Below are 18855 nucleotides of genomic sequence, written 5' to 3'. Positions count from 1 at the left end.
GAGGAAGCCGCCATGCCATCCGACTCCCTGACACTCACCGACAACCGCACGGGCAAGACGTACGAGCTCCCGATCACCAACGGCGCCATCCGCGCCATGGACCTCCGCCAGGTCCGCACGGGGCCGGAGGACTTCGGGCTCCTCTCCTACGATCCGGCCTTCATGAACACCGCGTCGACGATCAGCCGCATCACGGAGATCGACGGCGACCGCGGCATCCTGCGCTATCGCGGCTATCCCATCGAGGAGCTGGCGGAGCGCTCCAACTACCTCGAGGTCGCCTACCTCGTGCTCCACGGCGAGCTGCCGACGCTCACCGAGATGGACCAGTGGATCTACGACATCACCCACCACACCTGGGTCCACGAGAACCTCAAGAAGCTCATGGAAGGGTTCCACTACGACGCCCACGCGATGGGCATGCTGGTGTCGGGGGTGGCGGCTCTCTCGACCTTCTACCCCGAGGCGAAGAATGGCGGCGACCCGGCGACGCGGCGGCTGCAGGTCGTCCGCCTGATCGCCAAGATGCCGACCCTCGCGGCCTTCGCCTACCGCCACAGCCTGGGCCTGCCGTACAACTACCCGGACAACGAGCTGTCCTACACGGGCAACTTCCTCAACATGCTGTTCAAGGCGACGGAGGCCAAGTACCAGCCGAACGCCACGCTGGAGCGGGCGCTCGAGGTGCTGTTCATCCTGCACGCCGACCACGAGCAGAACTGCTCGACGAACGCCGTGCGCGCCGTTGGCTCCTCGCAGGTCGACCCCTACTGCGCCCTCGCGGCGGGCGTCGCCGCGCTCTACGGTCCGCTGCACGGGGGCGCCAGCGAGGAGGTGCTGCGGATGCTGGCCGAGATCGGCTCGACCGACCGCATCCCCGCCTTCATCAAGGGCGTCAAGGACGGCGAGGCCAAGCTCATGGGGTTCGGCCACCGCGTGTACAAGAACTACGACCCTCGGGCGAGGATCATCAAACGGATGGCCGACGAGGTCTTCGAGGTCACGCGCCCGAGCCCGCTCCTGCCCGTGGCGCTGGAGCTCGAGCGGATCGCCCTCGAGGACGACTACTTCGTGTCCCGCAAGCTCTACCCCAACGTCGACTTCTACTCGGGGCTGATCTACCAGGCGATGGGCTTTCCAGTCGAGATGTTCCCGGTGCTCTTCGCCATCGCGCGGACCAGCGGCTGGTTGGCCCAGTGGCAGGAGCTGCGGGCGGACCCCGAGCAGAAGATCGCCCGGCCGCGCCAGCTCTACCTGGGATCCGGGCAGCGCGCGTACCGCGAGATCGGCAGGCGCGAGGAGGCGCCGGGGGGCCGGGGATGAACGCGAGCCTGCGCTTCGACAGGGCGCCCCGGCGCATCTACTGGGAAGTGACGCGGGCGTGTGACCTGGCCTGCCGCCACTGCCGCGCCGAAGCCGCGCCCGAGCGCGACCCGGCCGAGCTGGACGCGGCGGAGGGGCTCCGGCTCATCGCGGAGCTCGCGGGCTTCGGCGCGCCGCTGCCCCACCTGATCCTCACGGGCGGCGACCCGCTGAAGCGCGCCGACCTGTTCGCCCTCATCGCCGCGGCGCGGGGGACCGGCTTCGGCGTATCGGTGGCGCCCAGCGCCACACCGCTGCTGACCGCCGACGTCATCGCGCGGCTCAAGGCGGCCGGCGTGGAGGCCGTTTCGCTGAGCCTCGACGGCTCGCACGCGGCCCGCCACGACGCCCTGCGCGGGATAGACGGCTGCTTCGATCGGACCCTCGTCGCGGCGCGGGCCTGCGTCGCGGTGGGGCTGCCCTTCCAGGTCAACACGCTCGTGAGCGAAGAGACGCTCGACGACCTCCCGGCGATCCACCGGCTGGCGACCGATCTGGGCGCCGCGCGCTGGAGCCTCTTCTTCCTCGTCGCGGTCGGGCGCGGCACCATGCTCAAGCCCATCACGGCCGAGGCCTGCGAGCGGCTCTTCGAGCAGCTGCTCGATCTGGGCGGCAACGGGGGCGACGCCAAAAACACCAATGGGGGCCCCATCATCACGACGACCGAGGCGCCCCACTTCCGGCGCGTCGTCCTCGAGCGCGCACGGCGCGCCGGGCGCGGCGAGGCGGCGCGGCCGCGGGGCCCCATGGGCCACGGCGCGGGCATCCGCGACGGCAACGGCATCATGTTCATCTCCCACACGGGCGAGGTGCATCCCTCCGGATTCTTCCCGCTGTCGGCGGGCGACACCCGGACGGCGGACCCGGTCGCCCTCTACCGTGACTCCGACCTCTTCCGGACGCTGCGGCGCCCCGAGCTCTTGACCGGGCGCTGCGGGCGCTGCGAGTACGCCGAGCCCTGCGGCGGCTCCCGCGCCCGGGCCTTCGCCGCAACCGGCGATCCCATGGCCGAGGACCCTCTATGTCTCTACCAGCCCGCCCCCCGTCTGCAGACCGCGTAGGCGCGGTCGCCGCGCCGGCCGCGGCCCCGTACCCGGGGCTCAGGACCACGGCCGACGGCTCGGAGGCGGTGGTCTGGGTGGAGACGCACATCACCCAGGGCGCCTGCGCCTACCCAATCACGCCCTCTACCAACATGGGCGTGGGCTACCAGACGGCGCAGGCCCGCGGACAGAAGAACCTCTGGGGCGAGCCGCTCTTCTTCGTCGAGCTCGAGAGCGAGCACTCCTCGGCCTCGACCTGCGAGGGTTTCGCCGCCGCCGGCGGCCGAGTAACCAACTTCACGTCGGGGCAGGGGCTCGTCCTGATGAAGGAGGTGCTCTACACCATCGCCGGCAAGCGCCTGCCCGCCGTCTTCCACGTGGGCGCGCGGGCCTTGACCTCGCAGGCCCTGAACGTCCACTGCGGCCACGACGACGTCATGGCGGTCACCGACTGCGGCTGGGGCATGGCCTTCGCCAAGAACGCCCAGGACGCGGCCGACCTGGCCCTGATACTGCGCCGCGCGGCCGAGGAGGGCGAGACGCCCTTCCTGTGCGTACAGGACGGCTTTCTCACTACCCACACGGTGGAGAACGTCCGGCTGCCCGAGCCTGAGCTCATGGCCGAGTTCGTGGGCGACCCCTACGCGCCGACGCGGCTCCGGAACCTCATGAACCCCGAGCGGCCGATCATGTCGGGCGTCGTCCAGAACCAGGATGCCTACATGAAGGGCAAGATCGCGCAGCGGTACTTCACGGACCGGCTGCCGGGGATCCTGCAGGCTTCCATGGCGCGCTACGGCGAGCTGACGGGGCGATCTCGCGGGCTCGTCGAGCCGTACCGGCTCGAGGACGCCGAGTACGCGCTGGTCGGCATGGGCAGCCTCGTCGAGACGGCCATGGCGACGGCCGACTGGCTGCGCGACAGGCGGGGTCTCCGCGTGGGTGTGCTGGGCGTTACCGTCTTCAGGCCGTTCCCCGCGCGGGAGATCGTCGCCGCGCTCCGCGGCGTGCGCGCGGCCGCCGTGATCGAGCGCATGGACAATCCGCTCGCGGCCGGCAACCCGCTCGCCACCGAGATCAAGGCCGCCTTCGCCGACGCGGCCGCGGGCGACGGCGGCGCAATCCGGATCCCGATCATCCACGGCGCGTCGGCGGGGCTCGGCAGCCGCGACGTGAGGCCGGGGGACCTCGTGGCCGCGGTGGGCGAGATCGCGAAGGGCGGCAGGCGGAGCTTCGTGCTCGGCATCCCGCACGAGGCGGCCGTGCCGCGGATCGAGGACCCCGACGTGCGGCCTCCGGGCGCCTTCTCGATGCGCGGGCACTCGGTGGGGGGCTTCGGCTCGGTCGCGACCAACCGCGTGATCGCCACCCTCCTGGGCGATCTCCCCTTCGAGCTGTGGGTGCAGGCCTATCCGCTCTACGGATCGGAGAAGAAGGGGCTGCCGACGACCTACTACCTGACCGTGGCCGAGGAGCGGATCCGCACCCACTCCGAGCTGGCACAAGTGGACTTCGTGCCGCTCAACGACATCAACGCGTTCAAGCTCGGCGATCCGCTCGCCGGGATCGCCGCCGGCGGCACGGTGTTCGTCCAGAGCGCGGAGACCGACCCGGCTCGGATCTGGGCGCAGATGTCCGATGCGGCGAAGTCGGCGATCCGGGACAAGGGACTGCGGCTGCTCGCGCTCGACACGGTGAAGATCGCCCGGGAGACGAGCACGAACCCGGCCCTGCGGCAGCGGATGCAGGGGGTCGTGCTCCTCGGTATCTTCCTCCGCGCGACCCCGTTTCTCGAGCGCCGGAAGGTCGGCGTGGAGCAGGCCTTCGCCGCCGTAGAGACGTCGGTGCGGAAGATGTTCGGTAAGCGGAGCGAGACGGTGGTGCAGGAGAATCTGCGCGCCGCGCGGCGGGGATACGACGAGGTCATGGAGGTGCTTCCGCAATGAGCGAAACGCTGGTGCGCGACTGGATGCACACGGGCGTGGTTGCCTGCCGGCCCGACACCCCGGTGACCGACGTGGCCCGCACGATGCAGGCCGAGCACGTGAGCGCGCTCGTGGTCACGGACACCGCGGGGCTCGCCGTCGGGGTGATCTCGCGCACCGACCTCGCCAACTCGACCTTCGTCGAGGCGTACCTGTCCCACTGGCGGGGCATGGAGGCGCGCCATCTCATGACCTCTCCCGCGGTCAGCGTCGCGCCCGACACGCCCGTGGCCGTGGCCATCCACATGCTGCGCGAGCGGAGGATCCACCGCCTCGTGGTGACGGAGCCCGCGGGAGCCGGCCAGCGGCCCGTGGGTATTCTCTCCATGACGGACGTGGTGGCCCATATGGAGGTGCCGCGCCATGGCTGAGCCCGTCGCCGTCAACCACTTCGAAGACGAGGGCGAGGCGCCCGAGGTCCTGACCAAGACGCCGGGCCTCAGCAAGGACGAGCACGAGTCCCACCTGCCGCACGCGAACGTCCTCGACCTGGACGTGGAAGCGTACGTCACCGACTTCAACTCGCGGATCATCGGCGCCTATGCCGCGGGGACGGGATCGCAAACCCTTCCCGCGGACGTCGGCGTGGCGCGAAGCCTGATCCCGCCGGGGACGGCGGCGCTCCGGGACTTTTCGTACCTCGCGCTTGAGATCCCGGAATTCATCGCCGAGAAGTGCGTCGGCTGCATGAGCTGCGTCACCGAGTGCCCCGACACCGCGATCCTGGGCAAGGCCGTGCCCGAGGCGGCGATCGCGGCCTGCGTCGAGGCGGTGCCCGGCGATGAGCGCGCCTTCGTCGCATCCCAGTGGGTGCGCACGCGAAAGTACTTCGAGGTGCCAGAGCGCAAGGGGCTGCCGGGCGCCATGTTCGGCATCTTCGTGGACCCGACCAAGTGCAAGGGGTGCGCCGAGTGCGTCGAGGTCTGCCACGATCTGGGCTACGACGCCCTCCGCATGGTGAGAAAGGACGAGGGGACGCTCGGGCGGTACCGAACCGCGTTCACGTTCTTCCGCCGGGTCGGGCCCACGCCCCGGGAGTACATCAACGACAAGGCGCTCGCCGACATGATGCTGGCCGAGGCATCGGCCCTCCTCTACGTCGGTGGGGCCGGCTCGTGCATGGGCTGCGGTGAGGGTACGGCGCTCCGGATGATGGTCGCGGGCACGGGTTTCGTCCACGGCCCGCAGGGCATGGGGATCGTCGCGGCCACGGGCTGCAACACCGTCTACTCCTCGACCTATCCGTACAACCCCTTCCTCGTGCCGTGGATCAACTCGCTCTTCGAGAACGCTCCCGCCGTGGCGATGGGGGTCCGCGCGAAGTGGGACCAGCGCGGCTGGCAGTCCAAGCGCCTCTGGGTCGTGGGCGGCGACGGCGCCATGTACGACATCGGCTTCCAGTCGCTGTCGCGCATGCTCGCCTCAGGCATGGACATCAAAGTGCTGGTGCTGGACACGCAGGTCTACTCCAACACCGGTGGCCAGGCGTCCACGGCGTCGTTCCTCTCCCAGGACGCCAAGATGGCCGCCGTCGGCAGCGCGGTCCCCGGCAAGGTGGAGCGGCGCAAGGAGCTGGGGCTCCTGGCCCTCATGCACCCCGACGTCTTCGTCGCGCAGACGACCGCCGCGCACGTCAACCACTTCTACCGCGCCATCCTCGATGCGAACAGCTACCCCGGCCCGGCCGTGGTCATCGCGTACACGACCTGCCAGCCCGAGCACGGGGTCGGCGATGACCGCGCCGCCCACCAGGCCCGGCTCGCGGTGGACTCGCGCGCCTTCCCGCTCTTCGTCCACGACCCGAGGCGCGGAGCCGAGTTGGCGAAGCGGCTGTCGCTCCAGGGTAATCCGGATCCCAAGGAGGACTGGACGAAGACGCCGGGCACGGACGAAGTCGTGGACTTCGTCGCCTTCGCGCGCACCGAGGGCCGCTTCGCCCGCCAGTTCGACGCCGAGGGGCGACCGTCCGCCGCGCTCCTGAAGGGGCAGGCCGACCGCCTCGCCAACTGGCGCCTGCTGCAGGAGCTGGCCCACGTGCGGGGGACGGCCGGGTGATGGCAGCGTGCGCATCATCTCCACCCGCCAGGCGCAGGCCGCGGACGGCGGAGTGGGGTGCGGGAACCTCAGGGCGGGGAGCCGACACCCCGGCCGTGCGGTCAGCCGTGGATAGGGCGCCCGACTTTTCAGCGACTTGCAACCGGCGTGATCTGGCACAGGCGATGCTCCGTCTTTAAATGATACAAGTGCCAACCGACAGAGAGGGGTGTCATGGTTGAGAATGGGCAGCGGGCGTCGCGGTCCCGGCCGGGCGTCACGCGCTACTGGTGGCCGGCGCTCTGGGCCGTCATCGCGCTCTCCGTCGCAGTGGCGCTCGTGTGGCGTGGCGAGGCGCCGCCCGCTGCCCCGGCCATCTCATCGTCTTCGGCGGCGGGTCCCACAACGGCCCGCCGCGAGACCCGGCCGACGCTCGACCCCGCGCAGTTCGTGGGCAAGGCGGCGGCGGCCCACCGGGTCGCGCGCGAGATCCCCGACGTCCTCGACCAGCTCTACTGCTATTGCGGCTGCGACAAGCACCAGGGGCACAAGAGCCTCCTGTCCTGCTACACGGACGGCCACGCAGCCACGTGAGACATCTGCATGGACGAGGCGCTGGACGCGTCTCGAATGCAGAAGGCGGGGTATTCCGCCGACCGGATCCGCGCCGAGATCGATCGGAAGTACGGGCAATGATCGCGCGCCTGCTCGGGACGCTCCTGCTCGCGCTGCTGCCGGCCGCGGCTGCGGCGGACGGCGGGCACGAGAAGCACGGGGGCGCGGCACCTCTCGGGACGACGGGCACCGTCACCGTCCAGGGGTACCAGGTCGAGTTGCTGACCTATCCGAGCCCGCTGGCGCCGGACCGGTCGGCTCATCTCGTGGCCAAGGTGTTCAGGAGCTCGGACCTCGCCCCGGTGCCGGGGGGACGGGTGCTTGTCGGCTTTGCCGCCGCGGGCGCGGCGCCGGACCCCGAGCCGGCCACTGAGCAGACATGGGCGGGTCATTACGCGGTTGCCGCCAGCCCCACGAAGCTCGGGGCACACCAGGTCCGCGTCGTGCTGGCCGAGCTGGAGGGCCGGCGCTTCGAGCCGCCGCTGGTGGTGGATTTCCCCATCAGCGTGGCGCGTGCCTCCTCCGGGATGGGAGCCGTCGCGTGGACGGTGATCGCGCTCGTCGCGGGCATCGGCGTCCTCGCGATGTACGCCGTTCGGCTCCGCGCCCGCACCGGCGCGCCGGCCGGCGAGGCCCTCGACCTCCTTCGGGTGCAGTGGCTGCGCCGGCTCCTGACGTCGCGCGCGCTCCAGCCCTCGCTGCAGATCCCGCTCCTGGTCCTCATGGCGGTCGTCGTGCTGCTGGGCTTCTACGACGTGCAGGACGGCGGCGCGAACCTGGCCACCAAGCTCACGTGGACGATCTGGTGGGCCGGGATCATCTTCACCTTCGTCCTCGCCGGCCGCGTGTGGTGCCTGGCCTGCCCCTTCGGGGCCCTCAACGAGTGGACGGCGCGGCTCGCCGCCCCGCTGCGCCGGCTACCCAAGCCATTCAGGAACATCTGGTGGGCGACGGGCATGTTCGTCCTGCTCACCTGGGCCGACGAGCAGCTGGGCGTCGTCCGCTCCCCGCGGGTGACGGCGTGGATCGTGCTGTTCTTCGCGGCGGCGGCCGTGGCGGTCGGGCTCTTCTACGAGAGGCGGAGCTTCTGCCGCCACCTCTGCCCCATCGGCGGGCTCATCGGCATCTACTCGATGACGGCGCCGCTCGAGCTCCGCTCCAAGAGCGGGGGCGTGTGCGCGGCGGACCCCGACAAGAGCTGCTATCGCGGCGGCGCCGAATCCCGCGGCTGCCCGATGTTCGAGTTCCCGGCGTCCATGGACCGGAACAACTACTGCAACCTGTGCGGCGAGTGCGTCACCAGCTGCTCGCGGGACAACCTGGTCCTGCGCTTCCGCGCCTTCGGCAAGGATCTCTGGGCGTCGGGGCGCCGGGTGCTCGACGAGGCCTATCTCGCGGTCGCCCTCGTGGGGCTGACCTTGGTGGTCACCGCCCAGATGCTCAGCGCGTGGCCCGGCTGGACGTGGGCGCTGTCGGGCTCGCTGCCGCACTGGGTGCGCGCCACGCTCAAGCCCGTCACCTATCTGGGACTGGTCGAATCCGCGATCCTGCTGGGCGGCTCGCTCGTCGTGGTCCCACTCCTCGTGCTGTGCGGGGCCGTCGCGGCCGACAGGCTGGCGGGTGCCTACGCCATCGGCGTGCGCCGCAGCTTCGTGCTCTTCAGCTACATGTTCATCCCGGTCGGGCTCGCCGTCCACCTCGCTCACAACCTCTCCCACCTGCTCACGGAGGGGGGCGGCATAGTACCGGTCGTCCAGCGCGCGGTCGGGCTCTATATGCCGTGGCCCCTGGGCGAGCCCGACTGGCAGCACGCGCCGCTCGCGCCCGAGGCCGTGGTCGCGTTGCTCCAGGTCGTCATCATCGTCGGCTTCTTCGTGCTCTCGCTCGTCGCCGGGCACCGGCTGTCGGCCGGCGCCTACGCTGACCCTCGCGCCGCCAGCCGCGCGCTGGTGCCGATGGCGGCGCTCTCGTGCGTGTTCACCGTGGCCGCCATCGTCCTGCTGAACCTGCCGATGGGCATGCGCCACGGAATGTAGATTCACTGCCGCACCGTCCGAGCGACGGTGCAAAAAGGAAAGGGAGGTTGTCATGAAGCGATCGTGGAGGTGGACCCTTCCGGTGGTCGTGCTGGGCCTGGCAATCGGCCTGGCGCTGACCGTCGGACAGGGCGACGCGCAGCAGAAGAACGTGGTGGTGGCCCAGAAGGTGGCTGCCGCTCCGGCGCTCGACGGCACGCTGGACGCCGCCTGGCAGAAGGCCCAGCCGCTCACCGTCAAGGCGGTCGGCGGGCGCAACCTGCCCGGCGGTTCCACGGAGGTTTCGCTCCGGGCCGTCTACGCGGGCGACACGATCTATTTCCTCATGCAGTACAAGGACGAGACGGACAGCGTGCGCCGGGGCCCCTGGCAGAAGCAGGCCGACGGCTCCTGGAAGATGCTCAAGGACCCGAGCGACAAGGGCGGGGACAACAACCTCTACTACGAAGACAAGTGGGCGATGATCTGGAACATCAACTCGCCGGCCTTCGAGCAGAAGGGGTGCTTCGCGGCCTGCCATACCGGCGAGGGGAAGCCCGTCGGCAACAAGTACCTGCCTAACGCGGGGGAGAGGGCCGACATCTGGCACATGAAGCGCGTGCGCACGGGGAGCATCGGCCAGGTCGACGACCAGTACCTCGACAACACCCCCTACGACAAGGACAAGGCGCCCGAAGCCGGCCGGAAGAGCGATCCCAAGACCGGCGGCGGCTACGCCAACAACCTGAACGACGCCAAGAACGGTCCGAAGTGGGCGCTCAAGGGCAACAAGCCCGCGCCGCCCTTCTGGATCGTGGACGCCGAGAAGGAGCCGTTCGACGACTCGAAGTACAAGGGCGGCGACGAGGTGCCCGGCATCGTCGTGGCCCCCTTCACCGGAGATCGCGGCGACATCGGAGCCAAGATCGTCTACAAGGACGGGGTGCGCACGAGCGTGTTCTGGCGGAAGCTCGCCACCGGCAGTGAATACGACGTGCAGTTCAACGATCTGAAGAAGGAGTACGCCTTCGGCGTGGCGGTGTTCGACAACGCCCAGGTGCGGCACGCGTACACACCGGGCGTGCTCAGGCTCAAGTTCGAGTAAATCTTGTGATCGCGCGGTGATTCGCGTAGCATCGGCGGCCGTTGGGAGAAATCCATCCCGGCGGCCGCCGGGACTACGACAGAAAGGATCGTCAATGGCCCGATCCGTGAGGTTGGCCGTCGCCGTTGCCGGGTTGCTCTTGATGGGGTCGCTCGACGCGGCGTGGGCCCAGCCCGTGTTCAGCCCGAGCCAGGATCCGCTGGCCGGCTCGCGTGTCTTCGGGGCCAAGGGCTGTGTCAAGTGCCACTCGATCAACGGAGTCGGCGGCAAGGTCGGCCCCGACCTCGCGCGGCGTCTCCGGCCGCGCTCCTTCTACGACGTCGCCACCGCGATGTGGAACCACCTGCCGCGCATGGTGGACCGGATGAAGCAGCTCGGGATCACGCGCCCGCAGCTCACCGCGCAGGAGGCGGGCGACCTGGTCGGATTCCTCTACACCCTCAACTACTTCGACCGGCCGGGCAACACGGCCGCGGGCCGCCAGCTCTTCTCGGAGAAGAAGTGCATCGTCTGCCACCAGGTCGGCGGCACGGGCGGCGTCGTGGGGCCGAACCTGGACTCGCTCAAGCAGTTCGCTTCGCCCATCTACGTGGCCTCGGCCATGTGGAACCACGGCCCCGCGATGGCGGAAGTCATGAAGGCGAAGGGCGTCGAGCGGCCCACCTTCACGGCACAGGAGCTGCGCGATCTCGTCGCGTTCCTCGCGCCGGCGACGGGCGGAGCGCCGGAAGGCCCGCTCTACGTCCTGCCCGGCCGGCCCGAGCTCGGGCGCGAGCTCTTCGTGGAGAAGAGGTGCATCCAGTGCCACAGCGTGGGCGGGGTGGGCGGACAGGTCGGGCCGGAGCTGGTGGCGCTCGGCGTCCGGCGCAGCCCTGTCGAGTTCGCCGCCACGATCTGGAACAAAGCCCCGGCCATGATGGCGGCGATGGCGACCCGCAACATCACGGTGCCCCAGCTCCGGCCGGAGGACATGGCCGATCTGGTCGCCTATCTCTACTCGGTCCGGTATTTCGCCAGCGGCGGCAGCGTTCCCAAGGGCTGGGTGGTGGCATCGAAGAAAGGGTGTCTCCAGTGCCACGGGGTGTCCGGCGAGCGCGGCAAGCCGGCGAGCGACCTGACCCGAGCGAAGGGGCTCGACTCCTCTGCCGCGGTGCTCGCGGCACTCTGGAACCACACGGTTGTCACCCCGAGGGTCGCGGGCCAACGGCTCGAGTGGCCCGTGCTCAAGGCCGACGAGATGGCGGACCTCGTCACGCTCCTCGAGTCGATCAGTCAGCCGCGAAGGACGCCCTAGCCTTGGGGTGAGCGCGTCCGGACTGGCAGGCCTCCTCCTGCTCGCCCTGCTGGCTTGGCCCGGGGTCGCTACCGCCCAGGCGCCGGTGGACAAGTGCGCCGCATGCCACCTCGAGACGGGAGACGAGCGCCTGGCGGCGCCCGCCAAAGCATTCGACGGCGACATCCACAAGGCCAAGGGCTTCGGGTGCGTGGCATGCCACGGTGGCGACGCCAAGGCGGCCGGCATGGAGGCCATGGATCCCGCCAAGGGGTTCGTCGGCAAGCCCCCGCGCCAGCAGATCGTGCAGTTCTGCGGCCGCTGCCACGCCGACGCGGCCTTCATGAAGCGCTACAACCCCTCGCTGCGCGTGGACCAGGTCGCCGAGTACGCGACGTCGGTCCACGGCCGCCGCCTGCGCGAGCTGGGGGATCCCAAGGTCGCGACGTGCGTGAGCTGTCATCCCGCCCACAACATCCGGCCGCCGTCGGACCCCAAGTCGAGCGTCTATCCGCTGCAGGTGGCGGACACGTGCGGCCGATGCCACGGCGACGCCAAGTACATGGCCAGCTACAAGATCCCGACCGACCAGGTGGCGAAGTACAAGACCTCCGTCCACTGGAAGGCCATGACGGCCAAGGGCGACCTCTCGGCGCCGACCTGCAACGACTGCCACGGCAACCACGGCGCCGTCCCCCCGGGGATCAACTGGGTGGGCAACGTCTGCGGACAGTGCCACTCTCTGACGGCCGATCTCTTCAAGAAGAGCGTCCACGCCAAGGCCTTCGTCGAGATGGGCAACCCCGGCTGCGCGACCTGCCACGAGAACCACGGCATCCAGCCCCCCGGCGACTTCATGCTGGGACTCGGCGACAAGGCCGTGTGCTCCACCTGCCACACCGCCGGGGACAAGGGCGGCAAGGTCGCGGTGGAGATGCGGGCGCTCATCGAGTCGCTCAGCGCCGAGACCCAGAAGGCCGGCGCCATCCTGCTCCAGGCGGATCACGCCGGCATGGAGGTCAGCCAGGCGAAGTTCGATCTCAACGGCGCCAAGGAGGCGCTCGTCAAGGCCCGGACGGCCGTCCACAGCTACATGGTGGCGCCCGTGAAGCAGGAGATCGAGGCCGGGCTGGCGATCAGCGCCAAGGTCTACGCGCGCGGCGTGCGCGCGATGGAGGAGCTGCGCTTCCGCCGGGTCTGGCTCGGCGTTTTCCTGGTGGTGATCCTTGGGCTCATCGCCGGCCTGGTGATGAAGATCCGGCAGACGGACCGCCGGCCGGTCGCCGGGTCAACGCCAAAGCACTGAGGAGGGATTTCATGGCCGAGCATCTGCTGGAGCCCGATTCGTCGCGCCGGGGGTTCGTCAACTGGTTCCTCGGGCTGAGCGGGGTGGCATTTTTTCTGTCCGCGGTTTATCCGCTGACGCGGTACCTCGTCCCGCCGCAGGTCGCGGAGTCCACGGCCGGCACGGTGACGCTGTCCATCAAGCCCGGGGACGTGAAGGCCAACAGCGGGCAGATCTTCAAGTTCGGCAGCCGCCCGGCGATCCTCGTCCGGACGCCCGCCGGCGAGCTCCGGGCGTTCTCGGCCATCTGCACCCACCTCAACTGCACCGTGCAGTACCGGACCGACCTCAGCCGGATCTGGTGCGCCTGCCACAACGGCCACTACGACCTCAACGGCAAGAACGTCGAGGGGCCGCCGCCCCGCCCGCTGGACGCGTACGTCGTCAACGCGCGCGGGAACCAGATCGTGGTCAGCAAGAGCGCCTGACGATGGAGGGCGGCGCGCAGCGGCTCGACAAGCTCCGGGCGTGGCTCGACACGCGTATCGGGCTCAAGGACCTGGAGAAGCTCGCGCGGAAGAAGGAAGTCCCCGTCCACCGGCACACGGTCTGGTACTACCTGGGCGGCATGACGCTCTTCCTGTTCATGGTCCAGGTCTCCACGGGCATCCTGCTCCTGCTCTACTACCGCCCGAGCGCGGAGGAGGCGTTCGAGTCCGTCCAGTTCCTGATGGCCGAGGTGCAGTTCGGCTGGCTGATCCGCTCGGTCCACGCGTGGGCGTCGAACCTGATGATCTTCACGCTGTTCGTCCACCTCTTCAGCGTGCTGTTCCTCAAGGCCTACCGGCCGCCGCGCGAGGTGACCTGGTTCTCCGGCGTGGCGCTGATGGGGCTGGCGATGGGCTTCGGTTTCACCGGCTATCTCCTGCCGTGGAACGAGCTCGCGTACTTCGCCACCAAGGTGGGCACGGAGATCACCGGTGCGGTGCCGGTGATGGGACCGTTCCTCGGCCGGCTGCTCCGGGGCGGCGACGACGTGACGGGCGCCACGCTCACGCGCTTTTACGGGATCCACGTTGCGATCCTCCCGTTGGCGGCGACCGCCCTCGTAGGTCTCCACCTCTACCTCGTTCAGAGGCACGGGATGAGCGTGCCCCTCGACGTCGAGCGGTCGGGCGGCGCCGGTCGGCGCATGCCCTTCGTGCCGAACTTCATGCTCCGCGACCTCGTGGGCTGGCTCGCGGCGCTCGCGGTGCTCGCCGCGCTGGCCGCCTTCTTCCCGGCGGAGCTCGGCAAGAAGGCCGACCCGTTCCTGTCGGCGCCGGCAGGCATCAAGCCGGAGTGGTATTTCATGTTCATGTTCCAGAGCCTCAAGTACCTGCCTGCCCATATCCTCGGCATCGAGGGTGAGATCGTGGGCATCGTGGGCTTCGGCCTCGGGGGGCTCTTCCTGCTGCTGGTCCCGTTCCTCGACCGCCGGACGGCGCGCGGCGAGCCGAGCCGTCTCTTCACGTGGATCGGCATCGCCATCATCGCCTACATGCTGCTGTTCACGTACCTGGGCTACACCGCGAGCGCGACGAAGTGATGCGCTCACTCCGACCGGAATGGCCGATGCTCGTCGCGACGCTCGCTGGCCTCCTGGTCGCGGCGACACCGCCGGCGGCTGCCCAGGCCCCCGGGGACGCAGAGCGCGGGCGCGCCGTCTTCTCGGCCAAGCAGTGCGTCCGCTGCCACGCCTCTGGCGGCCAGCAGGGCGTCGGGCCGCCGGTCGAGCAATTGAGACGGCCACAGGGGGCCTACGAACTGGCGGGCCGGCTCTGGAGCCACGCTCCGGCCATGTTCACCACACTCAGGCAGGAGGGTTTGGCGTGGCCGGAGATCAGCGCCGCGGAGATGGCGGACCTCATGGCGTATCTGCAGGCCGAGCCCGCGCGGGACCCAGCGCCGGACATCTCCCGCGGGCAGGCGCTCGTGCTCCGCAAGGGATGTCTCAAGTGCCACCGCTTCCGGGGGGAAGGGGGGCAGGTCGCCGTCGAGCTGAGCCAGCCCCGCGCGGGCTACGGGTCCGCCGTCGTCTGGGCGGCGGCCATCTGGAGCCATGCGCCGCGCATGGCGGAGGAAGCCAAGCGGATGGGCCTGCTGTACCCGCGCTTTTCCGGCGAGGAGATGGGGAACCTGGTCGGATTTCTTCGCAACAGTGCGAAATTGCCGTGACCATCGCAACCGAGGAGGGAGACACGATGCGCTACACCGGGTTGGGGAGTCTCGCTGTCACGATCGTCTTCGCGCTCGGCCTCATGGCGGCGTCGCCGGGGTTCGCGCAAGTCAAGCCGCCGCCCGACATGAGCTTCGACAAGGGCAAGGACAGCCCCGGCACCGTGACGTTCAGCCACGAGAAGCACGTGGCGGCGGGCAACAAGTGCACGTCCTGCCACGTCAAGGTCTTCAAGATGAAGAAGGGACAGACGGGGCCCTTGACGATGGAGAAGATGAAGGCCGGGGAGCAGTGCGGCGCCTGCCACACCGGCAAGGCCATGGCGGAGGGCAAGACCCCGTTCGCGCTCGCCGACACGGCCAACTGCGAGAAGTGCCACAAGAAGTGAGCTAGGCCGTAGGTGATATAGGAGAGGCGCGCCCCGCGCGCCCGTGACGCATGGCGCGACTTCTGACCGGCCTGGGCGCCCTGCTGCTCTTGGGCAGCGCTGTCTGGCCCCTCGGGAGCGCGGAGGCGCAGCCCAAGCCGGCCGAGCCCAAGCCGTCATCGCAGGACTGCCTCGCCTGCCACGGTGACAAGGACCTCAAGCGCGGCGCCCCGAAGCCGGGGCGCCGCGACTCCCTCTTCGCCGACGAGGCGGTCCTGAAGGCTTCGGCGCATGCCCGGCTCGAGTGCGCGGCCTGCCACCGGACCGCCACGGCGCCTCACGACTCGCCGCTGCCGCCGGTCCAGTGCGCGGCCTGCCACGACAAGGCTCGCGCCGAGCTCGGCGGCGGGGTTCACGCGAGCGCGCGCGGCCAGGCGGGAGCTCCGGCATGCGCCTCGTGCCACGGGACTCACGATGTCCGTCGGGCGGCGACCATGACCATCGAGGCCTGCGCGTCCTGCCACGCGAAACAGGTCCAGGTCTATCGCGACAGCGTCCACGGCCGCTCGCGCCAGCGCGGGGATTCCGAGGCGGCGACCTGCCGCTCGTGCCACGGCGCGGCCCACGGCGTCCTCGCGAAGTCGGATTCCCGCTCGTCCACCTACCACCTGAACCTGCCGCGGACCTGCGCCCAGTGCCACGCCGATCCCGAGCTGGCGAAGCGCCACAACATCCCGATCGCCAACGTGTACCAGCTGTACATGGACTCGATCCATGGCCGCGCGGTCACGAAGAGCGGCCTGCTGGTTTCCGCGAACTGCTCGGACTGCCACGGCTCCCACGAGATCCGGCCGCATACCGATCCCAGATCGCGGGTCTTTCCCGCGAATGTCCCGAAGACCTGCGGGGCCTGCCACGCGGGAGTCCTCGCGCAGTACGCCGAGAGCGTCCACGGCAAGGCGGCAGCGATTGGGGTGAGCACGGCGCCCGTCTGCACGGACTGCCATTCCGCCCACCAGATCCGCCGCGTGGAGGGGGCGCCGTGGCAGCTCGACGTGATCCGCGAGTGCGGCAGCTGCCACCAGGAATCGCTCCGGACGTACCGGGACACCTTCCACGGCAAGGTCACGGCGCTGGGCCTGACGCGCGTCGCCAAGTGCGCCGACTGCCACGGTGCCCACACGGTGCGCGCGGTGGCCGATCCGGCCTCGTCGGTCTCGGGGGCCAATCTTGTCGCGACCTGCGCCAAGTGCCACCCGGGAGCGACCGCCCGGTTCGCCGAGTTCCACCCCCACGCCGACCCTTCGAGCAGGGCGCGATTCCCGATCCTCTACTACTCCTACGTCTTGATGACCACGCTGCTGATCGGGACCTTCGCGTTCTTCGGCCTGCACTCCCTCCTCTGGCTGCCCCGCTCGCTGGTCGAGCGGCTGCGCCGGGGACGGGGGCGGGGCGGGGAGGGTCCCGAGCCGTGAGCCAAGGCCGGTACTACTTCCGCTTCAACCTCTATCACCGCATCCTCCACGGAATGGTGATCGTGAGTTTCCTTGGTTTGGCCGTCACGGGCCTGCCGCTCAAGTACGCCCAGACCGGCTGGGGGCTCTGGCTCTCCCACGCCCTCGGCGGGCCGTTCACGACGGGGTATCTTCACCGCTTCTTCGCCATCATCACGTTCACGTACTTCGCCCTGCACCTCGGCTACATTGCGCGGCTCGTCCTCCTCCGTCGCCCGGGGGTCTTCTGGGGTCCCGACTCCATGGTCCCTCAGCCCCGCGACCTGCTGCAGCTCGGCCAGCACGTGCGCTATTTCTTCGGGCTCGGCCCGCGCCCGCGTTTCGGACGCTGGGCCTACTGGGAGAAGTTCGACTACTGGGCGGTGTTCTGGGGGATCTCCATCATCGGCGCCTCGGGGCTCCTGCTCTGGTTCCCGACGTTCTTCGCGCGCTATGTGCCCGGCTGGATCTTCAACGTGGCCATCATCGTCCACAGCGACGAGGCCCTGCTGGCCGTCGGCTTCATCTTCACCATCCATTTCTTCAACGGCCACCTCCGCCCGGAAAAGTTCCCCATGGACCCGGTCATCTTCACGGGCCGGCTGGAGGAGGAGGACTTCCGGCGTGACCACCCCGAGGAATACGAGCGCCTCCGCGCCGATGGGAGGCTCGAGGCCCGCCGGGCGGACCCGCCACCGCTCTGGCTGCGCAACTTCTCCCTCGTCGTGGGCCTGAGCTCGCTGGCCGTCGGACTCACCCTGATCTGGTTGATCGTCGCCACGGCGCTGAAATGAGCCCAGAGGCGCCCATTGAGAACGTCCCGAAGCGGCGGCGCTGGTGGCGCGGCCGGACCGTGTTGATCGTGCTGGGGGCGCTGGTCGTGGTCGGCGGGGCCGCGCTGGTCGGGCTCTGGAAGGTCAGCACGAGCCCGCTCCTGTGCAACTCCTGCCACATCATGAAGCCCTACGTCGCGGCCTGGAAGTCGTCCAAACACCGCAACGTGACCTGCGTCCAGTGCCACTATCCGCCGGGATTCCGCGACACCATCTGGGTCAAGTACCAGGCCATCTCCCAGGTGGTGAAGTGGGCGACCCAGACCTACAGTTCCAAGCCCTTCGCCGAGGTCGAGGACGCGAGCTGCCTCCGCTCGGGCTGTCACGACCGCCGCCTCCTTGACGGCAAGGTCACCTTCAAGCGCGGCATCATCTTCGACCACAAGCCGCACCTGGGAGAGTTGCGGCGCGGCCGGCAGCTCAGGTGCACCAGCTGCCACTCACAGATCGTCGTGGGCACTCACATCGAGGTAACCGAGTCCACGTGCTTCCTCTGCCACTTCAAGGGGATGAGGACCGGGCGGGCGCTGACGCCCATCGCCGGCTGCACCGGTTGCCACCAGGCGCCGAAGGGCGACATCGTCGTGGGCTCGATCAAGTTCAACCACGACGACGTCGGGCGGCGCGGCGTCGCCTGCCAGCAGTGCCACCTCAACGTCGTCGAGGGCGACGGGGCCGCCCCCCGTGAGCGCTGCTTCACCTGCCACAACCAGCCGGAGAAGCTCGCGCGCTACACGGATCTTCCCTTCGTCCACGATTTCCACGTGGCGAAGCACAATATCGAGTGCGCCCGCTGCCACACTCCGATCATGCACAAGCTGCCGCCGCGCGTCGGCCCGGCGGCCGCGCTGCCCCACCCGGTTGGACCGGCCGCGCTCCGTCTCACAGCGGAACGGGTGGACAGATGAGCACACCCTTGGGTTCCCTCGCCGTCCTGGTGGTCGCTCTCAGCTGCGTCACCGGCCAGGCTTGGGCTCAGGTGGGTGCGGAGCGGCCGTCCGGCCGGATCTTGCTCGCCCAGCGCCCCGCGGGCCCGTTGCCGATGCCGTCGGCCGGCCCACAGGAGCCCCGGGGGTCCGGCGCGCCGGGTGCACGTCAGGATTGTGAGATAAGGTCATGCGGCCACCGCCCTGGCGACGGATCGCCGCTCCCAGAAGTCCTCGAAGCGCCCGCTCAGCGTGCAGCACCGCAGCGCGATGATGGCGTCGGCGCCGGCCACCGTCCAGT

General features: G+C 69.7%; 17 protein-coding genes. All 17 read left to right on the top strand.

What is annotated here, in order from left to right; all coding sequences use genetic code 11:
• Positions 1-12: 12 nt before the first annotated feature.
• Positions 13-1323, top strand: a complete 1311-nt coding sequence (locus Q7W02_22180; GenBank protein MDO8478854.1) for a citrate synthase — start codon at positions 13-15, stop codon at positions 1321-1323.
• The gene (locus Q7W02_22175) at positions 1320-2423 is read left to right on the top strand and encodes a TIGR04053 family radical SAM/SPASM domain-containing protein (GenBank protein ID MDO8478853.1); all 1104 of its coding nucleotides are present in this window, start codon (positions 1320-1322) and stop codon (positions 2421-2423) included. Before Q7W02_22180 ends, Q7W02_22175 begins: the two co-directional genes overlap by 4 nt.
• On the top strand, positions 2384-4351 hold the full coding sequence (locus Q7W02_22170) for a 2-oxoacid:acceptor oxidoreductase family protein (GenBank protein MDO8478852.1): 1968 nt from the start codon (positions 2384-2386) through the stop codon (positions 4349-4351). The genes Q7W02_22175 and Q7W02_22170 overlap by 40 nt, the downstream gene beginning before the upstream one ends.
• A complete protein-coding gene (locus Q7W02_22165; GenBank protein MDO8478851.1) occupies positions 4348-4761 on the top strand; it encodes a CBS domain-containing protein in 414 nt (137 codons plus the stop codon). Before Q7W02_22170 ends, Q7W02_22165 begins: the two co-directional genes overlap by 4 nt.
• Positions 4754-6445, top strand: coding sequence for a thiamine pyrophosphate-dependent enzyme (locus tag Q7W02_22160; protein ID MDO8478850.1), 1692 nt, complete (start codon positions 4754-4756; stop codon positions 6443-6445). The genes Q7W02_22165 and Q7W02_22160 overlap by 8 nt, the downstream gene beginning before the upstream one ends.
• 213 nt (positions 6446-6658) lie before the next feature.
• Positions 6659-7120 (top strand): CYCXC family (seleno)protein, encoded by a 462-nt coding sequence (locus Q7W02_22155; protein MDO8478849.1) that lies wholly within the window; start codon positions 6659-6661, stop codon positions 7118-7120.
• Positions 7117-9075, top strand: coding sequence for a 4Fe-4S binding protein (locus tag Q7W02_22150; GenBank protein ID MDO8478848.1), 1959 nt, complete (start codon positions 7117-7119; stop codon positions 9073-9075). Before Q7W02_22155 ends, Q7W02_22150 begins: the two co-directional genes overlap by 4 nt.
• A gap of 52 nt (positions 9076-9127) precedes the next feature.
• Positions 9128-10159, top strand: a complete 1032-nt coding sequence (locus Q7W02_22145) for an ethylbenzene dehydrogenase-related protein (GenBank protein MDO8478847.1) — start codon at positions 9128-9130, stop codon at positions 10157-10159.
• 94 nt (positions 10160-10253) lie between these two features.
• The gene (locus Q7W02_22140; GenBank protein MDO8478846.1) at positions 10254-11453 is read left to right on the top strand and encodes a c-type cytochrome; all 1200 of its coding nucleotides are present in this window, start codon (positions 10254-10256) and stop codon (positions 11451-11453) included.
• A gap of 7 nt (positions 11454-11460) precedes the next feature.
• A complete protein-coding gene (locus tag Q7W02_22135; GenBank protein MDO8478845.1) occupies positions 11461-12738 on the top strand; it encodes a cytochrome c3 family protein in 1278 nt (425 codons plus the stop codon).
• Positions 12739-12749: 11 nt separating this feature from the next.
• A complete protein-coding gene (locus Q7W02_22130) occupies positions 12750-13205 on the top strand; it encodes a ubiquinol-cytochrome c reductase iron-sulfur subunit (protein MDO8478844.1) in 456 nt (151 codons plus the stop codon).
• 2 nt (positions 13206-13207) lie between these two features.
• Entirely contained in the window at positions 13208-14305 is a 1098-nt protein-coding gene (locus Q7W02_22125; protein MDO8478843.1) for a cytochrome bc complex cytochrome b subunit, read from the top strand.
• A gap of 26 nt (positions 14306-14331) precedes the next feature.
• Positions 14332-14934 (top strand): c-type cytochrome, encoded by a 603-nt coding sequence (locus Q7W02_22120; protein MDO8478842.1) that lies wholly within the window; start codon positions 14332-14334, stop codon positions 14932-14934.
• A gap of 26 nt (positions 14935-14960) precedes the next feature.
• Complete coding sequence (locus tag Q7W02_22115; protein ID MDO8478841.1) at positions 14961-15323, top strand: cytochrome c3 family protein; 363 nt, start codon at positions 14961-14963, stop codon at positions 15321-15323.
• 50 nt (positions 15324-15373) lie between these two features.
• On the top strand, positions 15374-16777 hold the full coding sequence (locus tag Q7W02_22110; GenBank protein ID MDO8478840.1) for a hypothetical protein: 1404 nt from the start codon (positions 15374-15376) through the stop codon (positions 16775-16777).
• A complete protein-coding gene (locus Q7W02_22105) occupies positions 16774-17589 on the top strand; it encodes a hypothetical protein (GenBank protein ID MDO8478839.1) in 816 nt (271 codons plus the stop codon). The genes Q7W02_22110 and Q7W02_22105 overlap by 4 nt, the downstream gene beginning before the upstream one ends.
• Positions 17586-18536, top strand: a complete 951-nt coding sequence (locus tag Q7W02_22100; protein ID MDO8478838.1) for a cytochrome c3 family protein — start codon at positions 17586-17588, stop codon at positions 18534-18536. The genes Q7W02_22105 and Q7W02_22100 overlap by 4 nt, the downstream gene beginning before the upstream one ends.
• Positions 18537-18855 lie beyond the last annotated feature (319 nt).

The organism is Candidatus Rokuibacteriota bacterium, from assembly GCA_030647435.1.
Lineage (GTDB): Bacteria > Methylomirabilota > Methylomirabilia > Rokubacteriales > CSP1-6 > AR37.
This window is presented reverse-complemented; position numbering and strand designations above follow the sequence as displayed.

Bases quoted from the DNA above. Each gene is read 5' to 3' on its own strand.
- Q7W02_22125 (MDO8478843.1), top strand. From the start codon at position 13,208: ATGGAGGGCGGCGCGCAGCGGCTCGACAAGCTCCGGGCGTGGCTCGAC.
- Q7W02_22175 (MDO8478853.1), top strand. From the start codon at position 1,320: ATGAACGCGAGCCTGCGCTTCGACAGGGCGCCCCGGCGCATCTACTGG.
- Q7W02_22170 (MDO8478852.1), top strand. From the start codon at position 2,384: ATGTCTCTACCAGCCCGCCCCCCGTCTGCAGACCGCGTAGGCGCGGTC.
- Q7W02_22110 (MDO8478840.1), top strand. From the start codon at position 15,374: ATGGCGCGACTTCTGACCGGCCTGGGCGCCCTGCTGCTCTTGGGCAGC.
- Q7W02_22140 (MDO8478846.1), top strand. From the start codon at position 10,254: ATGGCCCGATCCGTGAGGTTGGCCGTCGCCGTTGCCGGGTTGCTCTTG.
- Q7W02_22180 (MDO8478854.1), top strand. From the start codon at position 13: ATGCCATCCGACTCCCTGACACTCACCGACAACCGCACGGGCAAGACG.
- Q7W02_22145 (MDO8478847.1), top strand. From the start codon at position 9,128: ATGAAGCGATCGTGGAGGTGGACCCTTCCGGTGGTCGTGCTGGGCCTG.
- Q7W02_22165 (MDO8478851.1), top strand. From the start codon at position 4,348: ATGAGCGAAACGCTGGTGCGCGACTGGATGCACACGGGCGTGGTTGCC.
- Q7W02_22160 (MDO8478850.1), top strand. From the start codon at position 4,754: ATGGCTGAGCCCGTCGCCGTCAACCACTTCGAAGACGAGGGCGAGGCG.
- Q7W02_22100 (MDO8478838.1), top strand. From the start codon at position 17,586: ATGAGCCCAGAGGCGCCCATTGAGAACGTCCCGAAGCGGCGGCGCTGG.
- Q7W02_22150 (MDO8478848.1), top strand. From the start codon at position 7,117: ATGATCGCGCGCCTGCTCGGGACGCTCCTGCTCGCGCTGCTGCCGGCC.
- Q7W02_22130 (MDO8478844.1), top strand. From the start codon at position 12,750: ATGGCCGAGCATCTGCTGGAGCCCGATTCGTCGCGCCGGGGGTTCGTC.
- Q7W02_22120 (MDO8478842.1), top strand. From the start codon at position 14,332: ATGCTCGTCGCGACGCTCGCTGGCCTCCTGGTCGCGGCGACACCGCCG.
- Q7W02_22115 (MDO8478841.1), top strand. From the start codon at position 14,961: ATGCGCTACACCGGGTTGGGGAGTCTCGCTGTCACGATCGTCTTCGCG.